The sequence below is a fragment of the Bacillus sp. B1(2022) genome (genome assembly GCF_040259625.1).
In the GTDB taxonomy this organism is placed as follows: Bacteria; Bacillota; Bacilli; order Bacillales; family Bacillaceae; genus Bacillus; species Bacillus velezensis.
The window spans coordinates 1-644 of the sequence record NZ_JANIFO010000032.1; the positions used below are offsets into that span (position 1 = coordinate 1).

Genomic DNA, 644 nt, shown 5'->3' on the forward strand with positions numbered 1-644 from the left:
TTTCAGGGAATGGCTGACTTAGACGACAGTGAGTTTTCAGGCAAAGGCGCAGACAACATTAAAGCCTTTTTTCAAGATCACGCCGGTGTCACAGACAGCTGGCTTGATCTGATCGATATGAAGATTGCGTTTCTTAACAGTATTTCAGGAAAAGTAGCTGATGCCGGATTAGCCGATTCCTTTGTGGAAGAGTCATTTTTAGAACATGAGTTGATTCATGCGAAGAATAAATCAAAAGCCATCATGCAGGAGCAGCGCAATGAAATGAGGGATATTCTTAATGAGATAAGTGATATCATTCATCTTGGTGTTTTCTCGACAGAGGATGTCGATCAAAAGCTGGATTCAGCAGATAAAAAACGGGATGAGACCATACATAAGCTCGGAAAGCTTGATCATGATCTAACGAAAGAATACGCAGAAACCGAGGCAAACGAACATTTCATTCAGGCAGATTTTCAGCAGCTTCAAAATGCCACGGGTAAAGGGAAAAACGCAACACCACTTCACTATAACGCCAAAGCATACAGGGAAAGTGACATACATAAGAAAAAAGGCGAGATTGCAAGACATTCGGATGCTTATTTGACGATTAAAAAGGAAGAGGCGAAAGAACGGGAAATCAAGGATCTGAAGAAAAAGCT

Annotated in this window: 1 protein-coding gene; it reads left to right on the top strand. The window is 41.3% G+C overall.

Translation table 11 applies throughout. The features are described from left to right. On the top strand, positions 1–644 hold a 644-nt coding region (locus NQS30_RS21340), incomplete at both ends, for a T7SS effector LXG polymorphic toxin (protein WP_350322354.1).